The sequence below is a fragment of the Marinitoga sp. 1135 genome (assembly GCF_013363245.1).
In the GTDB taxonomy this organism is placed as follows: Bacteria; Thermotogota; Thermotogae; order Petrotogales; family Petrotogaceae; genus Marinitoga; species Marinitoga piezophila.
Window position 1 is genome coordinate 164,924 of sequence record NZ_LBEZ01000025.1, and the last position, 24,302, is coordinate 189,225.

The 24,302-nt window shown below is 28.3% G+C and carries 25 protein-coding genes; 17 read left to right on the forward strand and 8 right to left on the reverse strand.

Translation table 11 applies throughout. From position 1 onward, the window contains the following. The first annotated feature begins 17 nt into the window (after positions 1-17). The 4 genes from XO10_RS10315 (at position 18) to XO10_RS10330 (ending at position 2,708) form a co-directional block, all read left to right on the forward strand. Entirely contained in the window at positions 18-863 is an 846-nt protein-coding gene (locus tag XO10_RS10315; protein ID WP_014297535.1) for an ABC transporter ATP-binding protein, read from the forward strand. Beyond that, entirely contained in the window at positions 856-1,599 is a 744-nt protein-coding gene (locus XO10_RS10320; RefSeq protein WP_014297536.1) for an ABC transporter permease, read from the forward strand. The genes XO10_RS10315 and XO10_RS10320 overlap by 8 nt, the downstream gene beginning before the upstream one ends. A gap of 163 nt (positions 1,600-1,762) precedes the next feature. After that, the gene (locus XO10_RS10325; RefSeq protein ID WP_014297537.1) at positions 1,763-2,257 is read left to right on the forward strand and encodes a hypothetical protein; all 495 of its coding nucleotides are present in this window, start codon (positions 1,763-1,765) and stop codon (positions 2,255-2,257) included. Between the two features lie 94 nt (positions 2,258-2,351). Then, positions 2,352-2,708 (forward strand): hypothetical protein, encoded by a 357-nt coding sequence (locus XO10_RS10330; RefSeq protein ID WP_014297538.1) that lies wholly within the window; start codon positions 2,352-2,354, stop codon positions 2,706-2,708. A 247-nt stretch (positions 2,709-2,955) separates the two neighbouring features. On the opposite strand, the gene XO10_RS10335 is transcribed toward XO10_RS10330, so the two are convergent. After that, complete coding sequence (locus tag XO10_RS10335; RefSeq protein ID WP_175421481.1) at positions 2,956-3,930, reverse strand: dipeptidase; 975 nt, start codon at positions 3,928-3,930, stop codon at positions 2,956-2,958. A 26-nt stretch (positions 3,931-3,956) separates the two neighbouring features. Next, entirely contained in the window at positions 3,957-4,667 is a 711-nt protein-coding gene (locus tag XO10_RS10340; RefSeq protein ID WP_014297540.1) for a hypothetical protein, read from the reverse strand. A gap of 219 nt (positions 4,668-4,886) precedes the next feature. On the opposite strand from XO10_RS10340, the gene XO10_RS10345 reads away from it, so the two are divergent. The 6 genes from XO10_RS10345 to XO10_RS10370 are packed head-to-tail and all read left to right on the forward strand — an operon-like array spanning position 4,887 to position 11,757. Then, a complete protein-coding gene (locus XO10_RS10345) occupies positions 4,887-6,098 on the forward strand; it encodes an ABC transporter substrate-binding protein (RefSeq protein WP_014297541.1) in 1,212 nt (403 codons plus the stop codon). Positions 6,099-6,158: 60 nt separating this feature from the next. Continuing rightward, on the forward strand, positions 6,159-7,031 hold the full coding sequence (locus tag XO10_RS10350; RefSeq protein WP_175421482.1) for a carbohydrate ABC transporter permease: 873 nt from the start codon (positions 6,159-6,161) through the stop codon (positions 7,029-7,031). Then, complete coding sequence (locus tag XO10_RS10355; RefSeq protein ID WP_014297543.1) at positions 7,032-8,339, forward strand: carbohydrate ABC transporter permease; 1,308 nt, start codon at positions 7,032-7,034, stop codon at positions 8,337-8,339. A 26-nt stretch (positions 8,340-8,365) separates the two neighbouring features. Next, positions 8,366-9,457 carry an ABC transporter ATP-binding protein gene (locus tag XO10_RS10360; RefSeq protein ID WP_175418606.1) on the forward strand — a complete coding sequence of 364 codons (1,092 nt, stop codon included), beginning with the start codon at positions 8,366-8,368 and terminating at the stop codon, positions 9,455-9,457. 6 nt (positions 9,458-9,463) lie between these two features. Then, on the forward strand, positions 9,464-10,762 hold the full coding sequence (gene mggS, locus XO10_RS10365) for a mannosylglucosylglycerate synthase (RefSeq protein WP_014297545.1): 1,299 nt from the start codon (positions 9,464-9,466) through the stop codon (positions 10,760-10,762). A 14-nt stretch (positions 10,763-10,776) separates the two neighbouring features. Continuing rightward, positions 10,777-11,757: a LacI family DNA-binding transcriptional regulator gene (locus XO10_RS10370; RefSeq protein WP_014297546.1), complete on the forward strand. Its 981-nt coding sequence runs from the start codon at positions 10,777-10,779 to the stop codon at positions 11,755-11,757. 22 nt (positions 11,758-11,779) lie between these two features. On the opposite strand, the gene XO10_RS10835 is transcribed toward XO10_RS10370, so the two are convergent. Both XO10_RS10835 and XO10_RS10380 read right to left on the reverse strand, forming a co-directional pair. Further along, complete coding sequence (locus tag XO10_RS10835; protein ID WP_014297547.1) at positions 11,780-12,904, reverse strand: GNAT family N-acetyltransferase; 1,125 nt, start codon at positions 12,902-12,904, stop codon at positions 11,780-11,782. Then, positions 12,888-14,399, reverse strand: coding sequence for a YifB family Mg chelatase-like AAA ATPase (locus XO10_RS10380; RefSeq protein WP_014297548.1), 1,512 nt, complete (start codon positions 14,397-14,399; stop codon positions 12,888-12,890). Before XO10_RS10380 ends, XO10_RS10835 begins: the two co-directional genes overlap by 17 nt. A gap of 154 nt (positions 14,400-14,553) precedes the next feature. Between XO10_RS10380 and XO10_RS10385 the strand changes: the two genes are divergently transcribed. The 5 genes from XO10_RS10385 (at position 14,554) to XO10_RS10405 (ending at position 18,401) form a co-directional block, all read left to right on the forward strand. Beyond that, positions 14,554-15,384 (forward strand): metal ABC transporter substrate-binding protein, encoded by an 831-nt coding sequence (locus XO10_RS10385; RefSeq protein WP_175421483.1) that lies wholly within the window; start codon positions 14,554-14,556, stop codon positions 15,382-15,384. 5 nt (positions 15,385-15,389) lie between these two features. Then, complete coding sequence (locus XO10_RS10390; RefSeq protein WP_014297550.1) at positions 15,390-15,773, forward strand: Fur family transcriptional regulator; 384 nt, start codon at positions 15,390-15,392, stop codon at positions 15,771-15,773. Next, a complete protein-coding gene (locus tag XO10_RS10395) occupies positions 15,770-16,516 on the forward strand; it encodes a metal ABC transporter ATP-binding protein (RefSeq protein WP_014297551.1) in 747 nt (248 codons plus the stop codon). Before XO10_RS10390 ends, XO10_RS10395 begins: the two co-directional genes overlap by 4 nt. Beyond that, complete coding sequence (locus XO10_RS10400; RefSeq protein WP_014297552.1) at positions 16,509-17,333, forward strand: metal ABC transporter permease; 825 nt, start codon at positions 16,509-16,511, stop codon at positions 17,331-17,333. The genes XO10_RS10395 and XO10_RS10400 overlap by 8 nt, the downstream gene beginning before the upstream one ends. Before the next feature lie 141 nt (positions 17,334-17,474). After that, a complete protein-coding gene (locus tag XO10_RS10405) occupies positions 17,475-18,401 on the forward strand; it encodes a magnesium transporter CorA family protein (protein ID WP_014297553.1) in 927 nt (308 codons plus the stop codon). An 18-nt stretch (positions 18,402-18,419) separates the two neighbouring features. Here the strand turns inward: XO10_RS10405 and XO10_RS10410 are convergent, their stop codons facing one another. Genes XO10_RS10410 through XO10_RS10420 form a run of 3 tightly spaced genes read right to left on the reverse strand, consistent with a single transcriptional unit; the run spans position 18,420 to position 21,480 of the window. After that, positions 18,420-18,974 (reverse strand): thymidine kinase, encoded by a 555-nt coding sequence (locus XO10_RS10410; RefSeq protein ID WP_014297558.1) that lies wholly within the window; start codon positions 18,972-18,974, stop codon positions 18,420-18,422. Beyond that, positions 18,974-20,272 (reverse strand): ComEC/Rec2 family competence protein, encoded by a 1,299-nt coding sequence (locus tag XO10_RS10415; RefSeq protein WP_175421484.1) that lies wholly within the window; start codon positions 20,270-20,272, stop codon positions 18,974-18,976. The genes XO10_RS10410 and XO10_RS10415 overlap by 1 nt, the downstream gene beginning before the upstream one ends. Next, the gene (locus tag XO10_RS10420; protein WP_175421490.1) at positions 20,272-21,480 is read right to left on the reverse strand and encodes a 2,3-bisphosphoglycerate-independent phosphoglycerate mutase; all 1,209 of its coding nucleotides are present in this window, start codon (positions 21,478-21,480) and stop codon (positions 20,272-20,274) included. Before XO10_RS10420 ends, XO10_RS10415 begins: the two co-directional genes overlap by 1 nt. A 161-nt stretch (positions 21,481-21,641) precedes the next feature. On the opposite strand from XO10_RS10420, the gene XO10_RS10425 reads away from it, so the two are divergent. Next, positions 21,642-22,298, forward strand: a complete 657-nt coding sequence (locus tag XO10_RS10425) for an HAD family hydrolase (protein WP_175421485.1) — start codon at positions 21,642-21,644, stop codon at positions 22,296-22,298. Here XO10_RS10425 and XO10_RS10430 read toward each other — a convergent pair. Next, positions 22,290-23,060: a DUF364 domain-containing protein gene (locus XO10_RS10430; RefSeq protein ID WP_175421486.1), complete on the reverse strand. Its 771-nt coding sequence runs from the start codon at positions 23,058-23,060 to the stop codon at positions 22,290-22,292. The genes XO10_RS10425 and XO10_RS10430 overlap by 9 nt on opposite strands. A gap of 129 nt (positions 23,061-23,189) precedes the next feature. On the opposite strand from XO10_RS10430, the gene XO10_RS10540 reads away from it, so the two are divergent. Next, the gene (locus tag XO10_RS10540; RefSeq protein WP_217671724.1) at positions 23,190-24,128 is read left to right on the forward strand and encodes a GAF domain-containing protein; all 939 of its coding nucleotides are present in this window, start codon (positions 23,190-23,192) and stop codon (positions 24,126-24,128) included. The last annotated feature ends 174 nt before the right edge of the window (positions 24,129-24,302 follow it).

Genomic DNA, 24,302 nt, shown 5'->3' on the forward strand with positions numbered 1-24,302 from the left:
AGAACGGTGGTGAAAAAATGATAGAAGTAAAAGGGATAAAAAAGAGCTTCAAAGAAAAAGAAGTATTAAAAGGCGTGGATTTTGACGTAAAAGAAGGGGAAAAGTTTGTAATATTAGGGGAAAATGGAGCAGGGAAATCCACACTGTTTTATATATTAACAAAAGTATATAATCCCGATGAAGGAGAAATAAAAATAAAAGAAGGGAAATATTTATTGGGCTTCGTAGAAGAACCACAGTTTATAAAAACCATGAATGCGTATGAAAATATGAAATATATTAGCTCGAGCATATATAAGAAAGTCACAAAAGAAGAAATGGATAAATATTTAAAAATAACAGGAATACAGCAACATGCAAAGAAAAAAGTAGGTAAATATTCCACGGGAATGAAAAAAAGACTGGCAGTATCGTTATTATTAATGATAGATCCGGATATATACATATTCGACGAACCAACAGAAGGACTGGATCCAATAGAAAGAAAAAACTTCATGAAATTAATGGAAGAATTAAAAGAAAGAGGAAAAGGGATAATAATAAGCACACACGTATTATCAGAAGCAAAAGAAATGGCTGATAGAGTGGGAATATTATACGATGGAAAAATACAGAAAATAATGTCAAGAGAAGACTTTGATAAACAGAATGAATATATAATAGACGCAGAGGCAAAAAGATATCCAGAATGGCTGGAATACCGAATAGAAGATGGAAAAGCGATAATAAAAAGCGACAACATAATGGAAACGCTGGAAAAATTAAAACAGGAAGGGATAAAAATAAAAGACATAGAAAAAAACACATCAATACTGGAAAAAACATTCATAAAAATATCCTCGGGAGATGGGAAAAATGATTAAAGCAGAACTACAAAAAATAAAAAAAGACAAATTCTTTCTATCATCGCTAATAATATATTACTTCTTCTCAACAATAAAAGCCAAAGGAATAGTATATCTAATAGCAAGATCATATTATGGGCAACCAGAAATGTCATATATAGCAGCAAAATACTTTGGAGGCATGTGGAACTTCTTAGGATTAATACAGCTAATAACAATAATATTTGGAATAAAAGTATTGCATGAAACAACAGAAAGCAGATTATACACATACATATTCATGAAAAACAGCAGATTAAAATTCTACAGCAAAAAAGCCATATCGTTACTGTGGATAACAACAATATACAGTATATATAACCTGATAATTTTCAGCTACTATTATATAACAATAATAGGAAAACCGGAAATAAAAGATTTAATAATGACAATAGTAATATATATAAACTATGAAATAGCGATACTATTTACAGCAATACTGGGAATGATGATATATACAATAGTAAAAAACAACCTATTCTCAATAATGGTATCGTTATTTGTAATATACACATATTTCCTATTGCCAAGATACAACAAAATATATCATCCATTAAACTACGTATATTTAATGACAAAAAAATTAATAAGCTCAAAAGGGATAGAGTTTGTAATATACGTGGGATTGTGGAGAATAATAATACCAATGGCAATCACAATGTTAATATTCACAATAGGATATAGATTCTTCAGGAAATATGAACCAAAGTATTGAGGGGGCTATACGAAACCAGAAAGAAGTGTATGGAAGTATTAATTGTGATGGGGATGTATTTAACCAAATGAGGCTTTTGCCTCATTTGGTTAGTTGTTAAGATTTAAATAAACATTCGTAAAAATCTTAAATTTAAGTATTTTGGTTTAAAAGAGGTGAAAAAATGGGAAAAAATCTTAAATTTACATTTTTCTTTTTTATATTATTCATTGTTATAATATTTACTATAGGTGGAGTAAAAAAAATTAGAATAAGAGAATTTAATGAATTCAAGAGGAATCTGGATAATCAAGGATTTCAATATTATCCATTAAATAAAAGTTATTTTATTCACGTGTTTAATGATGAAAATACCAAAAATAATTTGGTATTATATATAGATGAAAATTCTGAATACAAAAAAATATATATAGAATATTATGAATTTTTTAATAATAAAATAGCAAAAATAAAATTTGATAAAATAAAAACAATTTTAAATTCAGGTGATTTTTTAAAATTAAAGACTAAATTTGAAATAAGAGTTATAGACTATTATTTTATTACTCAAAAATATAAAGGTCTTTATTTTTATATATACAAAAATAAGAACAAACTTGTTATTTTATATGGTAGAGAAAAAAATGCTGTGGAGAAAATAAGTAAGATATTATTATAAATGATTATTTTTTATTATTTTGAAAAGGGATAGATATGAACAAAGTAAAATTGTTTATGAATTTCATATATTCAAGATTATGGAGGAAATAAAGGTGAAACACTTGAGAAAAATGTTAAAATCAATAGAAAGTCTATTATATATATTGATTATAAGTAGTATTTTTTGGTTTTTTTCTATAAAAAATTCAATAGAAAATAATAACAATAATATTGTCAATTTTATTTTGGTCTATCTTATGTTCATTATAATTTTTGAAATTGGAAGGAGAGTTGATTTCCAATGGAAAACTACTTTTTTTAAAATTTTAATAACTACAATAATAGTTTTTGGTTTTGGATATATAATAGGCATTTCCTTGAAAGTAAGATTTGATATAGCATTTATTTTAGCTTTTAGTGATCTATTTCTGTGTTATAAGATAAAAGATGATAAAAATCTTTCAAAGTAATTAATTATATAGTATTAAATAAATTTAGGTTAAAAATCTATTTTTCTTTTTTTATATAATAATATATTAATGAAGAAGCTATTCCGAGAAAGGTAAAAGCTATCATTAAACTCAGATAAAGTCCTCCTCCATTTGTTGGACTTAATAACACTTTTACCAAAATCAAAACTGAAAATAATATCAACAAAATACCGGAGAGTAAGGATATTTGCTTTAAATTAATTTTTATCACTCCCTTTAGAATAGTTTATAAAATAGATTTATATACACGTAAGAAATTCTCACCTGTTATTTTCTTTATTTCGGTTTCAGTATATCCATGTTCTTTTAATTTCTCAATTAATACAGGTATTTCTTTATGAGTGTTTAAAGAATCTACTTGCTCATCTCTAAACATATCACATAAATCAAAACCAAATCCCACATGTTCTACTCCTACAAGGTTTGCAATGTAATCTATATGCTTAATTAAGCCATTAATATTATTTTCAGAGTTATTATCTGTTACAAACATACCATTTGCATTTATTCCAATTACTCCACCGCTATCTGCAATAGCCTTTATTTGTTCATCTGTTAAATTTCTTTTTGAATTAAAAAGTTTTCTGACATTGGAGTGTGATGCAATAATAGGTTTTGTAGCAAATTTAATTACATCCCAAAAACCACTATCGTTTAAATGGCTTACATCAATCAACATTCCCAATCGTTCCGCTTCTTTCACTATTTTAACTCCGAAACTGCTTAATCCTCCTTCTGTACCAGTTTCTACTTCAGAGAAAAAAGCACCGTCTGCAACGTAATTTCTTCGACTCCAGACTAAACCAGCAAATCTTACTCCTAATTCATAGAACACTTTTAATAAATATAAATCATTTCCAATGGGATCTAAACCTTCGAATGAAAGTAATATTCCAAGCTTTTGATTATCAATTGCGTATTGAATATCCTTCATATTTCTGCATAGCATTATTTTTCCTTCAGATTCCTCAATTTCATAATGTAAAGATGCTATTTGGTCTAAAGCGTTTCTCAATGCCATTTCAGGAATGTATTTTTCTGAAATAAATAATGAAGACACTATAATATTAACCTTTCCTTTTTTAAAATCATCATAAAATCTATTCATTATTACCTTGTTTTTTCCTTCTTTCCTTTTTTCAGTTACATATGTAAGTAAATCAAAATGTGCATCGATAATGAGATAATTGTCTGTATTCATATACAAATCCCCCTGTATAAAAATTATTAAATATCTTTTAATGAAAAGAGATCAATATATTTTATCATATTTTCAAACCTCTGGAAAGTTAAGGCATTTAAACTGAGTGTAATTTCAAATGAAAACTCAATGTCATTTAAAACTTTTTTAATTGTTTGAATTTCATCATAGGTATATTCTTTGGGCAAATAATAGCCAAGAGTAACATGAGGAATGAGTATTTTTTTCAAAGGTAATACCTTTTCAAAAATATTGTACATATTTATGAGTGCATTAAAATCTGGGAAATCCTTTGGATAAAATTGTATTCCTATTGCAGCACCACCATTGAATAATCCATTGGAATTTAATGTTATTGTTGTATTTTCATATATCTCCTTTAATTCTCGGAAGACTTCCTTTACCTTATTTTCAGAATTTTTCATGCATTTTTCCAGATTATCAGCAGTAAAATAATTACACAAATCATGAATGGTTAAATGAAAGGTTTCTTCAGGTAGTTCATTAGCCAATATTCCATTTAATTCGCTGTATAATAATTTTTGAATAATTTGAACCTTTTTTTTGTCTTCATTATTCAATGGAATAACAACTGTATTTCCTATAAACTTTTTATATTCACCATTTTCATTTACTTTTAAATAAACACTTTCTAATACTTTCCAATCTTTGTTTAAACCATTTATAGAATCTTTTTTTATCTTATTAAGCTCGTTTATATAATCATTATATTCCATAAAATCGCCTCCATTCTCTCTAATTAAATATTATCATATTTAACCATTAAACCTTATACACGATAATATGAATATTATATGAATAATTAATATTTAAGATGGATTATCAACTGTAATTGTATATAATCATTATTTTTGGTATTTGTAACCGCTTACATAAAGTGATATTATTTTATATAGTGGGCATTTATGCCTAAAAATTTTAGGGGAGGGTTAGACATGAAGAAGATTATTTTGGTATCTTTGATTATTTCAATTGTTGTTTTTTCTTTTGCTATTGAAACATTAGTAGTATCTTCAAGATTATGGACTCCACCAACAGAAAAGGAGTTTATTATTAACGAGATTATTAAACCATTTGAAGATATGTATAATTGTAAGGTTAAATTCCAGACAATGGACGATCAAAGTATAATGGATCAAGTAGATGTTCAGGTTAGAACAAATAAGGTAACTACAGATGTAATAATATTATATGCTTCAAACATGCCTAAAATGGTAGATAAAGGATATGTATATGATTTAACTCCTTATGTTGAAAAATGGACAGATAGAACATTTTCTAAAGGTTTTGATTCAATGACCATGTTTAATGGAAGAAGGTATTTCTTACCTGTAGGAGCTGATGTATATCTTACACTTATTAATAAAAAAGCATTAAAGTACAAACCAGAGAATATTGATATTAACAATATGACATGGGAACAACTTGCAGAATGGGCTAATCTTGTAGCAAAAGCAGAAGGTGAAGGAAAATTTGCTGTTACTGGTGTTCCTATGAAATCATTGATTTATCAAATTGGTGCTATTGCATTATCTTATGGCGCAGACTGGCCAAATTTAGACAATCCAGGTTCAATGGCAGCATGGTATCTTATTTATAAGATGAAAGATGCATTTTCACCTGCAATAAAAACATATGATGATACAAGACCTCCAATGAAAAGAGGAGAAACATGGATGACAGTTGCACATTGTGCAAGGGTTGGAGAGGTATATAACAGCAATCCTACACAGTTTATAGTTGCACCTGCACCAAAAGGACCAGCAGGAAGAGGTTCTGTAGCAGGTACAAGCGGATTTGCAATTGTAAAAGGAACAAAACACTTTAATCTTGCTTTGAAATTCTTAGAATATATGACAAGACCAGATATAATGCTTAAAGCAAGTAAAGGTACAGGTGGATTTATACCTCCAGTTGACGAAGCTATAAAATATCTTGGGAATGATGCACAGGATGAAATTATCAAGAATGCTGTAACAGTTATGAATACAGGTGTATTATCATACATTGCACCTATCTGGAAAGACTGGGGACAGGTAAAATTAGTATATGATGATTTATTCAAAAAGATGATTCTTGAAGATAAAAAGTTTGAGCCTGATTTAATGGAATTATATCAATTTAAGATTGATGCAATGAGAAAATAAATATTATTTATTGATGATGGGGCGTTCTCGGGACGCCCCTTTAGTAAAGGAGTGATACCTTTGAGTACACAAAGACTTGAAAAAAGATGGATACCTTACATTTTAATTGCTCCAACAATTATATATTATTTAATCTTCTGGGTAAGACCGGTTATAACTGCTATTGTATATAGTTTTTTTGATGAAAATAATATATTTACTTTGAATAATTATATTACTATATTTAAAGATCCATATTTTAAACAGGCAGTTTTTAACACATCATTTTTTGTAATAGTGTCAGTTACTTTAGAATTTGTAATCGCATTAATGCTTGCATTAATAATAAATAAAAAATTTAGAGGTTCGCAGGTGCTTTTATCTATTGCTTTAATTCCTATGGCTTTACCTGCTGTTGCAGTTGGAGCTATGTGGTCAAGTGGATTTGCGTCATATGGTTGGATGAATAGTATTCTTTATCATCTTGGTATAATAGATGCAAATCAAAAAATTGTATTTCTTGCAGGGAATGATTTTCAATCACTTATGTTAATAATATTAATTGATGCATGGCAGGTTATTCCTTTTATGATGGTTATTTTATTAGCAGGACTTCAAGGGATACCGAAGGATTCAATAGAAGCAGGATATATATTCGGCGGGACAAAGTTTACTGTTTTGAGAAAAATTACAATTCCCATGTTAAAACCGAGTATTCAAACAGCATTAATTTTGAGAATAATTTCAGCTATTCAGGTATGGTTGATAGTTGTTATGATATATGGATACAGAAGAATACCAGTATTATTGGAAGAGGTTGTATTTTATAAAGAACAAATTCTTGGTTTTTATAGAGTAGCACTTGCATATTCTGTAATAGTTTCGGTTATAGTTTCTATAGTTTCAATAATATATTTGAAGGTTTCCGGTGCCTTTGAAAAGGAGGAATCCTAAATGAAATCCTCTAAATACACGTATAAAAAAATTCTTTATTCAACATTATTTTATATTGTTGTAGCGGGAATAATTCTTGTAATACTTACTCCAATTTATTTTCTTGTTACTATTTCTCTTATGTCAGATCAGGAAGCTTATGATTGGCCAACAAGACTGGTTCCATCATTTTATAATCATTTTAGAATAGAACGTTCATGGGATAATCCTGATAAATTGCTTATTAGCGTATATAGTCCGGCAAAAAAAAGATATATTACAATTATTGAAGAAAGTAAGTTTGAAGATATAAAAACGTTTATAAGAAGAAAAACAAATAGTGAAATAAAAAAAGAAAAGTTTGATGCTCAAATAGTTAAATTAAATGAAATTATAGAGAAAAATAAAAGTGAAATAGATAGTCTTGTTCAACAAAGGAAGTTGTTAGAACGGGAATTAAATCAATTGAATGTAGATGTTGGAAGATTAATGGATAAAATATCGATGGCAGAAAAAATTGGAGGTATGGAAGATTTAATATCTCAGATAAAGGAAGAGATAAATAATAAAAATACTAGAATAAATGAAATAGAATCAGAATTGTCTAAAATAGAAGAAAAATACGATCAAATAGCTACGGTTCATTTTAGTGTGCCCAAAAAACTTTTTGATAATTATGTGACCTTTTTTAGAGTTACAAGTGATGCATTACCAGCATTACTGAGAAGTATAGAAGTTGCATTTTTAACGGTTTTTATTTCTTTAATTATTGGTGGAATGGCAGGATATGCTTTTGCAAGATATACATTTAAAGGTAAAAATTGGCTTAAATTAAGCGTATTGTTTGTTAGAATGTTTCCTGGTATTTCAATAGCAATGCCAATGGTAATTATATTGATAAATATGGGTTTTTATGATAAACCTATTGGATTGTCTCTTGTATATTCGGTTGGTCAAATTGGAATGACAATATGGATTACCGCAAGTATATTTATGGGTATATCTGTTGAGCTGGAAGAAGCAGCTATGATTTTTGGTACCACGAGGTTTGGCGCGTTTATGAAAGTAACTCTGCCTCTGGCATTACCTGGATTAGCCGCAAGCGCTATGTATGCTTTTATAGGAAGTTGGGCAGAAACTGCACAGGCTATAGTTCTTACACAATTTAACCCTACATTTCCAGTTGTTGTTTATCAAACTCTTGTAGGAGCTAAGGGATTGATAAACTTAAGTGCTGCAGGAGGTGTTTCATTAGCATTACCAGCTATAATATTCACCTTAATAATAAGAAGATATATACTTCAAATGTGGGGTGGCGTTAGAGTTTAAAATCTTAAATATAAGGAGAGATTAATATGGCTACACTTGAACTTATAAATTTATCAAAACGTTATGGAAAGAGTGTATGGGGTGCAAAAGATATTAGTTTAAAAGTAGATAACGGTGAATTTATAGTATTTTTAGGTCCATCAGGTTGTGGGAAAACAACCACTTTAAGAATGATAGCAGGTCTTGAAGAAGTTACAGAAGGAACAATTTTAATTGATAATAATGATGTAACTTATTTAGAACCAAGAAAACGAGAAGTAAGTATGGTTTTTCAGAGTTATGCTGTATGGCCTCATATGACCGTATATGAGAATATAGCTTTTCCTTTAAAATTAAGAAAGTTGCCTGAAAAGGAGATAGATAATATAGTTCAGGAAGTTTCAGAAATGGTGAAAATACAGGAATATTTAAAAAGATATCCCAGACAACTTTCTGGAGGACAGAGACAAAGAGTTGCTCTCGCCAGAGCATTGGCGGTAAAACCAAAGATATTCCTTATGGATGAACCATTATCAAATTTAGATGCTAAGCTCAGAATAAAGATGAGAACAGAATTAAAGGCTATACATAATAAAACCGGTGCAACAACAATATTCGTTACTCATGACCAATCAGAAGCTCTTTCAATGGCAGACAGAATAGTTATTATGAAAGATGGTAATATAGAACAGGTTGGAACACCTGATGAAGTTTATTTTGATAGTGAAAATGTTTTTGTGGCAGGATTTATAGGAACTCCACCTACAAATTTCTTTAAAATGAATATCAAAAATGAAGGGGATAAAATAGTTTTCTATAATGAAGAATTAAAATTTAGTTTGTCAGATAAAATTAAGCAATTACTAAAAAATTATAATAAAGATGAAATTATTCTTGGAATAAGACCAGAAAGTTTTAAAATAGTTTCAAAAGATGAGGCTATATTTAGCAGGGATATACTTGTTGTGGAACCACAAGGTTCCCATCAAATTATAGCGATTGAAATTGGAGAGCAAATAATAAAAATTGTTTCACCATCGTTCCCAAAATATAGTTCTGGTGAAACTATACATATTTCATTTGATGAAGAAAGGGTAATGTTATTTGATATAGAAACAGAAAAGAGAATAAGGGAGTGAAAAAAAATGAATATGGCATTATTGCATTATCGTGGTGGATTAATGGATGGAGTATCTTTAGAGATGGATAAATGGAAAAAGGTATTGGAAAAGCTTGGGCATAATGCCGATATTGTGGCTGGCAATAAAAAGGAAGGTGTTGATAATTACATTGAAGATATAGGTTTTGAAAATAAATTATATAGAATTATAAATAAAAATGCATTTGAGAAATTAGAAGATTTTACAGAAGATGAACTAGTAAAGGCTATAGAATTAGAAAGTGATAAGTTATTAAAAAATTTTGAAAAAGGACTTGAAAAATATGATGTTATTTTTCCAAATAATATATGGTCTTTAGGAGCATTCCTTCCAACAGCAATTGCTTTAAAAAGATATGCAGATTTACATCCTGAAAAATTATTTATAGCTCACCATCATGATTTCTGGTGGGAAAGAGAGTATTTTCTCAATTCAACCTCTAAAAAAATTGAAAAATTGTTGGAATATTATTGCCCTCCCGTTGGAAAAAATATCAAACATATGGTAATTAATTCAATTGCAAAAGAAGAATTAAAAAAGAGAAAAAATGTTGAAGCAACTGTAGTTCCTAATGTGATGGATTTTGAAGAAAAATCATTTATTATAGAGGGATTGAATAAAAAAATTAGGGAATATTATGATATTCCAAAGAATAGCATTATCTTTTTGCAAGCAACTCGTGTAACAAGAAGAAAAGCAATTGAATTGGCAATAGATTTAATTGAAGTGTTCAATAAAAAGGTTAAAGATAAAAAAGGTGAAATTTTGTATAATGGAGAAAGGTTTAATGGTGAAATACTTCTTGCATTTTCAGGAATGTGTGAAGATGATGTATATTTTGACGAATTGAAAAAAAAGGCAAAAGAGCTTAATGTAAAGATTCTTGATATGTATAATGCAGTTGAAAAAGGAATATGGAGCTTTTGGGATTTGTACAATATTTCTGATATAATTACATATCCATCAATTCTTGAAGGTTGGGGGAATCAGTTGTTAGAAGCAATTGTTGCCAAAAAACCTGTTGTTCTCTTTGAATATGAAATATTTTTAAGCGATATTAAAAATTCAGGGCTTGAATATATTAATCTTGGAAATGAATATGAAATGATTGATGGTTTTGTGACAGTAAATAGGGAGATTTTAGAAAAAGCAGCAGATGAATTAATAGAAATTCTATTTAACAAAGAGAAATATTATGGTATAATAGAAAGAAACTTTGAAGTAGGGAAAAAATATTTTAGTTTTAATACGTTAGAAAATATTATTCGTAATTTACTTAAATGAGGGGGGCAAAAAATATGGCAACTATTGACGATGTTGCCAAATTAGCCGGTGTTTCTACGGCAACAGTTTCAAGGGTATTAAATAATACTGCTAATGTTAGTGAAGAAACTCGTGCAAAAGTATTATATGCTATAGAAAAATTGAATTTTAAACCAAAATTTTCTGCGAAGGCTCTGGCAAAAAGCAAAAAAAGATTTAAAATAGGATTAGGGCTTGGGAAAAGAATGCAACTATTGAGAGATGAAAGTGATGAACTTGGAGGACAATTTTATGGAATAATTGTTAGAGAAATAAAAGCATTGGCAATGATGCATGGAGCAATTGTAAAGGAGTTATGGTTGGAAGATGATTTGTATGAAAAATTTGATGGCTTTATTCTTGTAGGCCTTGATGTAACGAGGGAAATATTGAAAAAATTTAAGGATACAGAAAAACCTATCGTGTTATTGGACCATTATATTACAGGTGAAGAAATAGATAGCGTACTTTCAGATAATTATAATGGAGCTTTCTGTGCTGTGAATTATTTGATTAATAAAGGATATAAAGATATTATACATATTCATGGACCATTAACATCTTATAGTTTTAAACGAAGACATGATGGATATATTGATGCAATGAAAAACGCGAAACTTAAAAGTCAATGTTATGAATATGATGATGTGAAAAATAATATTGACGTTGTAATACAAAAAATCATAAAAGGTAAAATACCAGAAGCTATTTTTGCTTCTAATGATATAACTGCAATGAGAATAATAAGTGAATTAAAAAAATATAAAATAGGGATTCCAGATAAAGTTAAAATAATAGGATTTGATGATATTCCTATGGCTAAAAAGTTTAATCCCCCTCTTACAACAGTAAAGGTATTTAAACAGGAGATGGGAAGTATAGCATTTAAAAGGTTATATGAATTAATGTTAAATGAAAATATTCATCCTACGCGAATTTCCGTTTATACTAAGTTTATAAGAAGAAAAAGTGGATAATAAAAAGGGATAACTGAGAAGGTTATCCCCTTTTATTTTCTAAAAAAATATTTTTAGGTTCTGTAATTATTCCCATCATAATAATATCATAATATTTATTTTTTATGTAAACTGCTTCTCTTCGTTTTCCCTCTTCTATAAAACCAAGTTTTTTATATAACTCATATGCTTTTGGATTGTTGGAAAAAACCTCCAATTCAAGTCTGTGTATTTTTGGATTTTCCAAACACCACGTAATATGATTTTTTATTAATAATCTGCCAATTCCAATACCCCTAAACCGCTCTAAAACAGAAACTCCCAGTTTTGCCGTTTTTTGAATTCTTCTTCTTTTTAAATTCCATTGAATATCACAATTAGCTATAATATTTTCATTATATCTTGCAATTAATGTTCTAAATCCAAAATTTTTATTTGAAAAATCAATTAAGGTTTTTATTTCTTTTTCCGAAAGATCAAATTCATCAGCTGTTGTTAAAAGTGTTTCAGAATTTTCAAATATTGTGTTGAAAAAATCCAATAAATTCTTTGAGTCATTTTTATTTGGATAATCAATATGAATTCCATGATTACCTTTTACAAAAACATAATATTCCTTTTGTAAAATAGCACCATATTTTTTTAAGGCATTTTTTAGTTTTTCCTGTGAAGGATATAAGCTTATAAGATATTCATCTGCTGTATAATTTTTTATATCATTTAAAGCCTGAAGAATAAGAGACGGATTATATACTGAGAATTCCATTAATTCGACTTTGTTATTTTTTACAATATAAAATGCCAGGATTTCATTTTCATTTCCTAAAAATCTAAAAGTATAACCGCTTTTATAAAAGTTTATAAGATCCCATACTGTAAATGGAATATTTATTTTTTTAAGTAATTTCAGAATAGAATATATTATTTCATTTTCAATAATAAAATCGAGGAATGTCTGTGTATTACCTTGAACATATTTATTTTTCATTTTGAAAACAGAAAATTTACCAATATTGTTAATATACAATGTGTCATTTTTTACTTCTGAAAAGAAGTAGATATTTCTTTTAGGGATATTAATAGTATTTTCTAAAATATTTATTATTTCTGTATTATCCTTTACATGGAAGAAAAAATCACCATAATCATTTCTATAAATTTTCCTCACCTCTATATTGAAATGCCTCTGATACATGTTCAACAGTTACATATTTTGAATCATTTAAATCAGCTATAGTTCTTGAAACCTTTAAAACTCTATTTATTCCTCTGCCAGTCATTTTAAAGGCTTTTGCACCTTCTTTTAAAAATTCTTCAGCTTTTTCATCAAGTTTTATATATTTCTTAACTTCTTTTTGTGTAAGTTTTCCATTTAATTTGTTTTGCCTCTTTATCTGGATTTTGCTTGCACGTTCTACTCGTTCTTTAATAGCTTCAGATGATTCTTCTGAAAAGTCATTTAATAATTCGTCTATTTTTACACGAGGAACAGTGATTTTTATGTCAATTCTATCTGAAATTGGTCCTGAAATCTTTCTATTATAATTTATTATTTGATTTATAGAACATGTACATTCATGTTCAGGATCGCCATAATAACCACAAGGGCATGGATTTTGGGCAGCGACAAGCATAAACTTCGCTGGATATGTTGCGACAACCTTTGCACGAGAGATAGTGACAATGCCATCTTCAAGTGGTTGTCTTAAAGCTTCTATAACATCTGTTCTAAATTCTGGAAATTCATCTAAAAACAAAACACCATTATGTGCCAAACTTATTTCACCAGGTTTGGAATCAGAACCGCCACCAATAATTGAGGCTGTTGATGCCGAATGATGAGGCGCTCTAAATGGACGTTTCCTGATAATCTTATTGAGATAACCATATATAGAATATATTTTTGTTGATTCAATTATTTCTTCTCGTGTCATTTCTGGAAGTATAGTTGGGATTCTTCTTGCAATCATTGTTTTTCCGGATCCTGGGCTTCCTTTCATTAAAAGGTTGTGAAATCCCGCTGCAGCAATTTCAGCAGCCCTTTTGGCAAAATATTGCCCTTTAATATCAGAAAAATCAATTTGTTCTTCATTTTCTTCATAAAATTTTTCCCCAGGTGCAGCCTTATATTTTTCTTTTTTTTCATTATCGAAAATATAGATTATTTCAGATAAATGAGATATAACATAAACTTCATTGTTTTCCTCTAAAAATAAAGCTTCCTCTTCATTCTCTTTAGGGATGATGAATTTAGCGTTTTTTTCTTTTTGAGCTAATTCAAGTAACAATAAAGTAATTCCGGGTATTCCTCTTATTTCCCCATTTAATCCGATTTCACCAAAAATATAATAATCATCTATATCAAAATTAATTTGTTTAGAGGCTAATAATATTCCAACAGAAATAGGTAAATCAAAATGCGTTCCCTGTTTTTTTAAATTACTTGGTGCCAGATTTACTGTTACGTTTCCATTTGGAAAATTAAAACCGGAATTTCTAATAGCACTAAAAACTCTTTTTTGACTTTCAAGAATGGCAGTATTTGGCATTCCAACTATTTTAAAAACCTGTTGTGTTGAACGAGAGTTAATATCCACTTCTACAAGTATAGTTTTTACTTCAAAACCGCTTACAAAAGCACTTTTAACTCTTGAATACTTCATCCCTTACCTCCTTTTTAAAAATAATAGCCTCTATTATTATACCAGATATTCACAATTGCTATATATTAAGTTCTTCTATTTTTATATTTGCTTAACATTTTCAATGTATAATTGCAAATGGTTTGCAATTACAAAATATGGAGGTGGTGTAGTAATGAAAAAAAGCCTATTTTTGGCAGTTATTTTAATTATTGGTGTTTTAGGATATTCTTTAAATATTTCCGTTTCAATATATCCATATTATCTTGTTTTGAAAGATATTGTATCCAATGAGGATCAAATTAACATCATTGTACCAGCAGGTAAAAGTCCCCATACTTATTCTGTTTCCTCGAAGGATTTAATAAAGATATATAAAAGTGATCTTGTAGTTTTTAACGGGCTTAATTCAGAAGTGTTCTTAAATAAGGTTATAACTAATATCAAAAAAAAGAATATCAGTTATATTTTTGCTGGTGAGGTTATTCCAAGGGATATGATTATAGACAGTAATCCTCACATCTGGTTAGATCCAGAATTAATGTATAAATATATAATTCCGGAGATTACCAATAAACTCATTTTGTTAAATCCTGAAAAAAAGGAATTATATTCCGAAAATTCTAAAAAACTTATAAAAAAATTAGAATTAATGGATGAATACTTGAAGATTAAATCCTCTGAAATAAACGGAAGTATTATTACATTCCATAACTCATTTCCATATTTTGCAAGACATTATAATATAAAAATAGCTGGAGTTATTGAAAAATCACCGGGTGTAGAGCCATCGATTGCAGATATGAAAAAATTATATGATTCTGCGAGAAAAAACAATATAAAAGGTGTTTTTTCTGAACCACAATTAAATCAAAAAATTGCAGAAAAAGTTGCCAGGACACTTAAAGTAAACTTAGGAATGCTCGATCCTTTAGGGAATTCCTTTAATAGCATAGATGAGTTATATCTTATTAACTTTTTAAATATCTTAAATACTATTAGGTGATTTTTATGAAACTCACAAAACCCAGAAAAGATATACTTAAATTATATGAAAATATAGATTATCCATTAAATGCAGAAGAAATATATAATTTACTCAACAAAAAATATGATCTTTCAACAATATATAGAAACCTTAATTTTTTTGAAAAAAATCATATTTTAAAGTCCATAGTATTTTCCGATAAAATAACCTATTATTATCGTCCAAATGGTCATATTCACTATATTTACTGCATAAAATGCAAAAAGTTTGAAAAGCTTGATATGTGTTTTGAAAAAGAATACAGTAAATATATTGAAGAAATACTGAAATTTAAAATCACAGATCATATTCTTTATTTTGAAGGCATATGTTCTAATTGCCAGCATGAGGGGGAGGGTAAGCAATGAAAAAGGAAAAGGTTATAAGCGTTAATAACCTTAATTATTCTGTTGAAGATAATGAGATACTAAAATTCATTACCTTTGATATATATAAAAAAGATTTTGTTGGAATTATAGGTCCTAATGGTGCAGGAAAATCTACACTCATAAAAATTTTAATTGGAGAAATTGAAAATTATCAGGGTAAAGTAGAGATTAATGGAAAAATTGGATATGTTCCCCAAAAAGATGAATTTGATAGGACTTTTCCAATAAAGGCATATGAAGTTGTATTAATGGGAATGTACAAAAGCGTTGGATTATTAAAAAGATACAAAAAAAGCGATATTGAAAAGGTTAGAGAAACCATGAAAAAGTTAAATATAGAGTATCTTTTTGATAGAAATGTTGGAAAGTTATCTGGTGGTGAATATCAAAAAGTATCTCTTGCAAGAGCACTGGTAAGCGATCCAGATATATTAATACTTGATGAACCAGAAGCAGGAGTAGATAAAAAAGGACAAAATATGATTTATGATATTCTTGAACGATTAAATGATGAACTCGGCTTAACGATAATACTTGTGAGTCATGATATTTCAATGGTTGTAAAAAAGACAAATAAAGTTATGTGTTTAAATAGAACCTTACATTGTCATAAGAATGCAATTGATGTAACTGCTGATGATTTAAAGAATATATACGCTGAAGAGATGGAAATACTTGTACATATTAATCAGCCGTTGAAAGTGGTGAGCAAAAATGATTGAATTATTCAGTTATGATTTTATGGTATATGCAATTTTATCTGCAGTTTTGGCAGGTTTTAGTGCATCATTATTATCGAATTATATTGTTTTGAAAAAAATGGAGTTTATAGGCGAAGGTGCTGCTCATACAGCCTTTGGAGGAATTGCTTTAGCTATTTTAATTGGATTTAATATTGATATTATGAATATAATTGTAGCACTTCTTTTTGGAACGACTATATTTTTTATTGGTAAAAAAGGAAAAATAAATGAAAATAGTGTAATTGGTATGCTTCTTTCATTTTCAATGGCATTGGGAGTTATATTCTTATATTTAAAACCAGGATATACACCTGAAATTACCAGTTATCTATTTGGAGACATATTAATGGTAACCCAGAAAGATGTAATTATTTTATCCGTTGTGGCTATATTGATTTTATCCCTTGTAATATTGTTTAATAAAGAACTTAAATATTATGCGTTTAATCCGAGGATTGCCAAGATATATGGAGTGCCTATTGACTTAATTGGTTATATATTTTTAATAACAGTATCAATTGTAGTTGTTACTACCGTTAAAATTATAGGGATAATCCTTGTGACTTCATTGCTTATAACACCTGGCGTAATTGCCAAACTTTTTGCTAAAACACTAAACCAGATGTTAATTATTTCTTCTATAATCGGAATATTCTCTGGATTTTTTGGGATAGTAATTGCATATTATTTGAATATTCCGCCAGGACCATCAATAGTTGTAACATTATTCACCATTTTTGTAATCAGTTATTTATTGAAGAAATTAACAGAAAGGATTATAATACAAAAGAAATAGTTTTTTAGTAAGAAAATATGTTATAATTAAATGTATTTCAATTTAAAAATCGAAAGGGGTGAATTTTATGGATTATCTTAGTTGTAGCGAAGATCCTTTATCTAGACCGCCATAACAAAATAAAAAAAGGAGGAGATAAAAATGGTAAAATTTTACAAAAGAATTGAGCACAAATTAGTGGAGGCAAAAAGCTTTTCTCAAGATGCATTAATTAAGGTAGTAAATCCTTCACAGGATGAAATACACATGTTATCCAGCCTTTTGAACTTTGATCCTGATTTTATTACCGATTCAATGGACGAAGATGAAAGAGCACGTATTGAAATAGATGAAGATACAATATTGCTTATCTTAAAAGTTCCAATGAAAAATGAAGAAGACGATAAAATACCATATAAAACTGTTTCTTTAGGCATAATAATTGGAAAAAATTATACATTGCTTGCAATGAAACAGGAAATTGCATTTATTGAAAAAATGATAGAAACACATTTATTAAATCCACACAAAAAAAGCAGAATGATTTTTCAGATATTCTTTAAAAATGCAAAACTATTTTTGGATTATCTAAAAGAAATAAATAAAACTATAGATTTAATTGAGGAAGAACTACACAGATCTATGAAAAACAACGAATTAGAAACACTGATGTATCTTGAGAAAAGTTTAGTGTACTTCACTACTTCTTTGAGATCGAATGAAATAATGATGGAAAAACTGTTAAAAGGTAAAATTCTGGAATTATATGAAGATGATGAAGATTTGCTTGAAGATACATTAATTGAAAACAGACAGGCTATAGAAGTTACAAATATATATAGTAACATTCTTTCAGGAATGATGGATGCATATGCCTCTGTTATTTCCAATAACCTTAATATAGTAATGAAAATCTTAACTGTTGTTACTATATTAATGCAAATACCAACTATTATTACCAGTTTTTATGGAATGAATGTAAAGTTGCCGTTTCAGGAAAATCCATTAACATATGTAAATATAATTATTTCTTCTATAATAATAATGATTCTAACAGCCTTATTATTTAAAAGTAAAAAATGGATGTAATAAATTAAATGCAGAGAATTACTTCTCTGCATTTAATTTTTCATAGCAGTCTCTACATACTGCAATATACTTCTCAAATCCTCCAACATCTATTTCATCACCATTTCCAACTAATTTAAATGAAATAGTTCCGTTGTATTCTCCACATTCATGACATACAGCCTTCTTTTTAATAATTTCATCAGCATATGCTGAAAGCAAAATTGTAGTCTGAAATGGGTTGTTTTTATATGTAAGGTCTAATCCAGAACAATAAACATTTATTCCTTTTTTTAATAAATCATTTATAACATCCTTTAAGCCTTCATCAAAAAATTGAACTTCATCAACAAATACTGCTTTTTCATCATAATCAAGATAATTATACATTTCTTTTGATTCTTTAATAGGAATTGCTTCTACTTTTGTACCGGTATGTGAAACAACATATTCTGAAGCATATCTTGTATCTATAATAGGTTTAAATACTTTGATTTTTTTCTTTCCAAGTGTATAGATTTCTATAAATGAAATTAATTCTGAAGTTTTTCCTGAATACATAGGACCTACAATTAAAATGAATTTTCCTGACATTATATTACCTCCTGTAATCTATTTGAGAAAATTTTGGGTTTTATCATATGAAACAAGAACAGTATTATTATACTGATAAAATATGAAATGAATTTTGCAGAATTATCATTAAAGATAATATATGGGATTTTAGAATTTAGAAAAATCAAAAATTCATTGAATCCTTTTAATGAATAATCAATCCATATCCCTAAAAAATGTGGTATTGGGAATAAGATTGCTATAACTCCAAAAAACATTATTGCATATATTATCGGTGTAATAATTATCGATAAAAAGATTCCAAGTAATGAAATTCCATTAAAAAATATAATACTCCATGGTGCAACAGCAAGATATGCTGATAATGTAATTATAAACGGGTTTTTAGTATATTTTAGAGAAAATAATATTGAAAATGAAGCAAAGTAACTCATTAAAAATCCTGGTGATAATATACTATATGGATTATATAATAAATTTATTATTCCAACTATTCCAAGGAGATTTAATGTGTCTATATTAAAGCCAAAGATTTTTGATAATTCAACAAAAATTAGCAAAAGCACAGCCCTTGTTGCTGAAGGAGAAAAACCTGAAGCTGCAAGATAAAAAAGCAATATTATTATAGTAAAAATGCGCCTATAATGTATATGAATTAAGGTCTTTGAAAATATATAATATATGGCAAAATAAAGAAGATATACGTGAAAACCAGAAACAGCAAATAAATGCAAAAGTCCAGCTTCCTTGTAAATTTTAGAGTATGTAGGGCTTATGCCACCAAAAAGAATGGAAAATAAAATATTATTTGTTGAATAATCATAATGATTATAAATACGTTTTTTGAAATAATTTCTAATAGAGTATATGCTTCCTTCATTTGAATTTGCCATATACTCCGCATTAAACCTTCCATTCAGGTAACTCCCATAGATATATACTTTATTTCCAATTTCAAATGGATCAACAGAAAACTTATTATAGTTAAAATATAATGTTTTATTATAATCAACCCATTTGTTTTCAAAGAAAATTTTTTCTGTTTTTACTTTAAATTGATTATAGTTTTTATCTGTAATATATCCTAAAATTCCCAGGTCAATGTTATTAAGATTATCGGGTAAAACATTAGTAATAAAAAGTGTCCTGAATACGATTAATCCTATTATAATTAAAAAAAGAACTTTAGTTTTTAAGGAATATTTGTTAATAAAAAAGACTACAGCCATAAATATTATGGCTGTAGTTATCATTTTTACTTTTATTAAAAGGATTATTGTAATTGCTACTGAAAAAAGTGTTACAAAAAATGGCATTATGCTCCAAATTTTTCTAATTTTCTTGCATTACCGAGAAGCAATCCCATAAGATCAACAGCATATATTGTTCCCATAGAGCCCCTTGCTGCTTCAAATTCATCAAATGCTTTTGATAAGCCAGCTCTTGTATATGGGGATTTTATCATAAATGGAACTGGATGCCAGCTGTGTCCGCTCATTGCTACAGGTGTTGAATGATCTCCTGTTACCACTAAAACATCAGGATTTAATTCAAGTAATTTTGGTAATGCTTCATCAACCATTTCGATTACGTGAACCTTAGCATCAAAGTTTCCGTCTTCTCCGTATGAATCTGTTTTCTTAATATGTACATAGAAGAAGTCATATTCATCCCAGTGTTTTTTCAAAGTTTCAAATTCATCTGCAGGTGTTTCTCCGTCAACATCTAAAATATCCATTCCAACCAATTTAGCTAAACCTTTATACATTGGGTAAACAGCAATAGCAGCTGCTCTCATTTTATAAACTTCTGGGAATTTTGGAATTGCAGGGTATTTTGAAAATCCTCTAATTAATGCAAAATTGATTTTTGGTTCGTCTTTTAATACTTCTCTAATTTCCTTCATTAATTTTGTAACTATTTCTGCAGTTTTTTTTGCAGCAGGATCATATGCGTGTGCCCATTTAATTGGCAATCCTTCCTTCTGTGGGTCAGCATCTTCAATTCTGTCATCTAATCCTTCTCCTGTTAGTTTTACAACGAATCTATGTTCTTTTCCAGGATAGAAAGTGATTTTAACACCATCGATTTCTTTTATGTGTTCCTGTAAGATTTTTACTACTCTTGCTGATTCTTCTGATGCAGGTCTTCCAGCTCTTCTGTCAACAACAATATCACCGTCTAATGTTGCGAAATTAGCTCTTGCAACAACGTCTTTTTCTCCTACTTCAACATTAATACCAAGTGCTTCGAGGATACCTCTTCCAATTTGGTATTTAATAGGATCATATCCGAAAATACCAAGATGTCCAGGTCCTGAACCTGGAGTTATTCCTGGTAAAACAGGTATTGTTTGACCAAGGTCTGATTCTGTTGCTACTTTATCGAGATTTGGAGTTTTTGCAGCTTGTAAAGGAGTTTTTCCATTAATAACTGTGTCTCCTATTCCATCCATTACAAGCATTACTATTTTTGAATCTGTTTTTGTAATAAGCTTTTGTAAAAATTCCTGTCTATCTACCATCATATGTTACTCCCTCCCCAACAAATAATTGATTTCATAAAAATTATAGCATATTTTCTTTTGGCAATTATAATATTTGAGTAAAATTTTAAAGACGTTATCTTTTTGATAATAATACACTGGTATAATTAATTTGAAAATTTAACAAGGAGGTTTTTAAAATGAAAAAAGGTATAATATTTGATCTCTACGGAACGCTTATAAATGCAAATCACTTATTTTTACCAATCGCTAAGATTATTTCAAAGGAATGTAATTATCCATCAAAGATAATCGAAAAAAAGATTAATGAAACATATAAAGAGATATTTAAGGACTATCATTTAAAACCGTTTAAACCTGAAAGGGAATATTATAAAATAATGTTTGAAAAAATAATAGATGTTTTTGAATTAAAAAATTCACCAGAATATTATATAGATGAAATGTATAAAACATTTATTAACCTGCCACCATACGAAGATGTCGATTATTTAAAATATTTAAAAGAAAATGGCATGAAAATAGCAATACTTTCAAATGCTGATGATGATTTTGTAATTCCAACTTTAAACAAAAATCATTTTCCATTTGATTATCTTATTACCTCATATGCCACGAAGTTATATAAACCGGATCCTAAAATATTTGAATATGCATTAAATGAAATGCGATTATCAAAAGATGATGTGATATTTGTTGGAGATAATTACAATGTTGATATTCTCGGCGGCAATAATTTTGGGATAAAATCAATTCTTATAAATAGGTTAAATCGTCAATATGAATATTCAGAAACTATAAAATCATTATATGAATTGGATAGATATTTAAAATAATAAATTTACCTTGCGAGCAGCACCAGATCTAAATAACGTTCTGGTTCCTGCTCCTTTTTTTATCAGATCAAATAATAAATCGCTATTTTCAACATATGCACCTGATAAAATCTTTACAGGAAATACATCTTCCACCATCATAGTTGATGGTCCGGCTATTGCAACTCTATCTGTGTTAACATAATTTAATATCCAATCTATAGTTCCATTCACAATTGAAGTTCCAGTGATAATAACAGCACTGCATTTTGGGAGCATCTCTATAATTGCCCAATCTGGAAGTACTTCATCACTTCTCCTTTGTCTATCAAAAACAAGAACATCCCAGACTTTGGGTTTTAATGTTTCAACAAAGGGCGTAATTTCGCCAATCATTCCAACAACATCGTTTTTCTTAAATTCCATTAATTCTAAAGTATCTCCACCAACAAATCGTTCTGGATTTTTATTAAAGACAGCATTTAATGCAGCGTAAGATACAGATCTTAATAATGGATCACCAGAAAATAATCCTACTTCTAATAAATCTTTTGCTTTCATTCCAATATTAGCTTTACTCTCTGGTTTTCCGTCTAATCCCATACATTTGTAAAATTCTTCACATTTACCTAAAGTATCTTCGCGATTTGTAGCAACAAAACCTACTCTACCATCGCTTAATTTTACAGCTGTTTCTCCAATACCAATAATAAAATCTTCAATAATAACATCATCTACTAAATTTTCAAGAGCTTTGTTATAAAGTTTTTTTGCAATACTCAACTTTATCCCCCCTACCATTTTATGTGATACTATTATACTATTTTTAACATTTAATATCAAATGTTATTTCTCAAAAATTCTGTAAGATAAAAATGGTAAAATTAAATAAACTGGAAGGAGGTTGAAAAAATGAGAAGTATTTTACAAGATTTAACACCAGAATTTTTGAAAATATTAAATATGGATAAAATATATTGGTATGAAGGATGGAAGGAATATAAACAAAAACATCCCAGATTAATTAGTGAATATGAAAAGAAAGAAGATTTAAACAAAGAAAAAATAAAAGAAAGGTTACAAGATATTAGAAGAAAAGATTTTGATTTATTTAAGCAGGATTGGGAGAACAATTTTCTCAGTGTAAAAAAAGAAATGGTTCAAAAACTTTCGAGAAACGCTGAACATTATCAATTAAAACGTGGTGATTTTGTTGTATTTATTATGGGAATGTTGGGTTTAAATTCTCATTATTATATCGATACTTACTATGGAACTGTTATTATGGTTGATTCATTTTATCATTTTTTAAATAACGTAGATATTAGAGAAACTGTTGATAAGGCGATTTTAGAATTTATTAATAATAGGCCGGTGGATACTAAAAAAGCGCTTTTTGGTAAATTGCTATCACAAATAGAAAAGATTATATATGATACAAAAGACATTAATAAAGCTATGGAAAAAATTGTAAAAGTATTATATGACAATGTGGATTATTATAATTGGGTAGGTTTTTATTTAACTGACAAAAATGAAAAAAATATATTAAAACTTGGTCCATATCTTGGCGAACCAACAGAACATGTAAAGATACCTTTTGGTGAAGGAATTTGTGGTCAGGCTGCTGCAACAAAAAATACCTTTGTTGTTCAGGATGTTTCTAAAGCAGAAAATTATCTTTCATGTAGTGAAAAAACAAAATCAGAAATAGTTATTCCTATTATTGATAATAACGGAAATGTATATGGAGAGCTGGATATAGACAGTCATAAGTTGGAACCATTTACTATTGAAGATTCCCAATTTTTAGAAGAAATTATTAATTTATTTGTTAAAAAATATGTTTAATTTAATTAATATTTAGTTTTTTAACCTATTCACAAAATCGAGAAAAAAAGCTTATTTAATAGATACAATTCTTAATGAAAGTAAAAAAATATTAAAGTGTAAATTTTTAGGATTTTTTTCTAATTGTCATGGGGTGCATATTTCTTTTTGATAATTCCTAAGTTCACTAAGTTT